Origin of the sequence: Photobacterium sanguinicancri (genome assembly GCF_002265265.1) — a bacterium.
Lineage (GTDB): Bacteria > Pseudomonadota > Gammaproteobacteria > Enterobacterales > Vibrionaceae > Photobacterium > Photobacterium sanguinicancri.
Genome location: NZ_NOIF01000300.1, coordinates 1 through 3,120, shown reverse-complemented (window position 1 = coordinate 3,120; position 3,120 = coordinate 1). Strand labels below are relative to the sequence as shown.

Sequence of the window (3,120 nt, the reverse complement as noted above, 5' to 3'; positions counted from 1 at the left end):
TACTTACGGTTGTAAATAATAGCCTTGAATCGCCATTTCCTAAAATATAATGCTACTAAATGCACATTAATGGCTAATTCACTACAACAGGCTAACCGTTCGCAAACACACAGCTGGATACACAAAATGAAATTAATATTGAAACTGATCGCCGGTATTGTCGCCGGTATCTTACTTGGCTTTTTTGCTCCCGATGAAATCGTTCGCATACTGCTGACCGTTAAATCAATTGGTGGACAACTGATCGGGTTTACCATCCCCCTCATCATTCTTTTTTACATCACCAGTGGAATTGCAAGCTTACCGAAAAACTCGGGGAACTTGCTGGGTAAAACCGTGGCACTGTCATACGGTTCAACGATTATTGCAGGCAGCTTAGCGTTTATCGTTGCTAGCTCTGTTATCACTGGTATTCCAAGCCCAGACCAAACCACGGTTGATGCTGGCGCAAAACTAACCAGCTTTATCAGCCTAGAAATACCACCAATGTTTGGCGTAATGACAGCACTAGCTACCGCTTTCTTATTTGGTTTAGGCATCAGTGTTACTAACAGTGTTCGCCTAAAAGAAATTGCCGATGATGGCCGTAGTATCATTGATCTGCTGTTATCTAAAGTCATCATTCCACTACTGCCGTTCTACATTTCAGGCATTTTTGCCGAAATGGCAGCGGAAGGCACAGTATTTACAACCCTGAAAACATTTGGCGTTGTTTTAGCATTGGCTGTCTTCATGCACTGGGTATGGATCACCATTCAATACACAATCACTGGTTTAGCATTAGGCCTGTCTCCAATTAAGCTGATCAAGAACATGCTTCCAGCATACTTCACCGCAATTGGTACTATGTCTTCTGCTGCAACAATCCCTGTTACCTTGCGCCAAACCAAAAACAACGGTGTGGATGAATCTATTGCTAACTTCACCATTCCACTGTGTGCCACTATCCACCTGTCAGGCTCTACTATTACGCTCGTCACCTGTTCAACAGCAGTGATGGCGCTTAGCCAACACATTGCGCTGCCTTCGTTGCTAGAAATGTTGCCTTTTATCATGATGCTAGGCATTACCATGATCGCAGCACCAGGTGCACCGGGTGGCGGTGTCATGGCGGCATTAGGATTAATGGCGTCTATGCTTGGTTTTGGTGAAGCCGAACTGGCACTGATGATTGCGCTATACATGGCTCAAGATAGCTTTGGCACTGCATGTAACATTACAGGTGATGGGGCGATTTCACTTTGGGTCAATAAATTTGCTCAAAAACAACCTGCATCTACCGCGGAAACACAAACTGCTAAGTAATCAAATTGTAGCTTGATTGATAACATAAACCGCTGACTGTTCAGCGGTTTTTTTATAGGAGGAAGAGAGCTATAAAGACAAAAACTAACTTAAGCAAAGCTAACCGTTATTAATAAACATCGCGATAAGCAGACCCGCGAAAGCACCGATTAATTGCCATTTATCCTGAGTGCTATTATCAAAAATATCTAGCTCTTCATTTTCATAGCAAAACGCTTTATCAATATCATCTCTCAGTACTTTATAATCGCCTAAATTCATACACTCCCCCTACTCACTGCTGTCACTTCAGACTTAGCCCTGATTGTTACCAAACAAATCTGAGCTCAATCTCTACCTGTATTTCTTGTATAAATCGCTAACTAAACAAGGCTTTTTGCAGACCAAGACCATAATTTTCATCCGCTTTGCTCGCATTGCCAATATGACGTTCTTTGATGAAATCAGGGACACCATTCATTGCGCGTGCCGTATTTTCAAATAAGACCTGCTGCTGAGCCTTGGTCATTAAACGGAATAAATCACCCGCCTGCGTGTAGTAGTCATCGTCATCTTCTCGGAAATCGTAGTGACCCGCCGATCCATATAACTCTAACATTGGCTCTTCCGCTTCGGGTTGCTCCGCCCATTCGCCAAACGAGTTCGGTTCGTATCCAATCGTACTACCATGATTAGCATCAACACGCATTTGTCCGTCACGGTGTGATGCATGAACAGGACAGCGAGGCGCATTCACTGGAATTTGATGGTGGTTTACACCTAAGCGATAACGCTGTGCATCTGCGTAAGCAAATAAACGCCCTTGCAGCATTTTATCAGGAGAAAAGCTGATGCCAGGTACAACGGCTGCAGGGTTGAATGCCACTTGTTCAACATCAGAAAAGAAATTGTCTGGATTTTTGTTTAATTCCATTACACCCACTTCAATTAATGGGTATTGCGCTTTTGGCCACACCTTAGTCAAATCAAACGGGTTAAATGGGCTTTGAACTGCCTGCTCTTCCGTCATCACTTGAATAGACATCGTCCATTTAGGGAAATCTTGCTTTGCAATCGCTTCAAATAAATCACGCTGGTTACTTTCAGTATCACGGCTCACCACTTCAGCAGCTTCGCTGTCAGTGAGGTTTTTAATACCTTGCTGGGTTTCAAAATGAAACTTAACCCAAACACGTTCATTATCTGCGTTGATCATGCTAAACGTATGGCTACCAAAGCCATGCATATGTCGGTAAGAAGCAGGAATGCCGCGATCACTCATCACCACAGTAACTTGGTGTAACGCCTCTGGCAGTAATGTCCAAAAGTCCCAATTACTTGTTGGGTTGTGCATGTTTGTTTGAGGGTCGCGTTTAACAACACGGTTCAAATCAGGGAATTTTAACGGATCTCTCAGGAAGAAAACGGGGGTGTTATTACCGACTAAATCCCAGTTACCTTCTTCGGTATAGAATTTCAAAGCAAAGCCGCGAATATCACGTACGGCATCAGGGGCCCCACGTTCACCAGCAACACTGGTAAAACGCGCAAACATCTCGGTTTCTTTTCCTACTTCAGCAAAAATCTTAGCGCGGGTGTATTGAGTAATATCATTTGTTACCGTGAACTTACCAAATGCACCAGAGCCTTTTGCATGCATGCGTCGCTCAGGTATCACTTCACGGTTAAAGTGCGCTAGCTTTTCTTGATACCAGACATCTTGCAACAACATAGGACCACGAGGCCCTGCTGTCATGACGTTATTATTGTGAGCCACAGGACACCCAGCTGCAGTGGTTAATTTTTTCATCTTTATTATTCCTTTTGGTTTTTTAT

Annotated in this window: 3 protein-coding genes; 1 reads left to right on the top strand and 2 read right to left on the bottom strand. The window is 43.6% G+C overall.

What is annotated here, in order from left to right; all coding sequences use genetic code 11:
• Positions 1-126: 126 nt before the first annotated feature.
• Entirely contained in the window at positions 127-1,305 is a 1,179-nt protein-coding gene (locus tag ASV53_RS23370; RefSeq protein WP_062690682.1) for a dicarboxylate/amino acid:cation symporter, read from the top strand.
• Positions 1,306-1,404: 99 nt separating this feature from the next.
• Here the strand turns inward: ASV53_RS23370 and ASV53_RS25635 are convergent, their stop codons facing one another.
• Both ASV53_RS25635 and ASV53_RS23365 read right to left on the bottom strand, forming a co-directional pair.
• A complete protein-coding gene (locus tag ASV53_RS25635; RefSeq protein ID WP_189337956.1) occupies positions 1,405-1,566 on the bottom strand; it encodes a hypothetical protein in 162 nt (53 codons plus the stop codon).
• A 97-nt stretch (positions 1,567-1,663) separates the two neighbouring features.
• Positions 1,664-3,094, bottom strand: a complete 1,431-nt coding sequence (locus ASV53_RS23365; RefSeq protein ID WP_094958904.1) for a catalase — start codon at positions 3,092-3,094, stop codon at positions 1,664-1,666.
• Positions 3,095-3,120: the final 26 nt, after the last annotated feature.

Excerpts from the sequence above, each read along its gene's own strand:
- ASV53_RS23370 (WP_062690682.1), top strand. The coding sequence starts at position 127 with ATGAAATTAATATTGAAACTGATCGCCGGTATTGTCGCCGGTATCTTA.
- ASV53_RS25635 (WP_189337956.1), bottom strand. The coding sequence starts at position 1,566 with ATGAATTTAGGCGATTATAAAGTACTGAGAGATGATATTGATAAAGCG.
- ASV53_RS23365 (WP_094958904.1), bottom strand. The coding sequence starts at position 3,094 with ATGAAAAAATTAACCACTGCAGCTGGGTGTCCTGTGGCTCACAATAAT.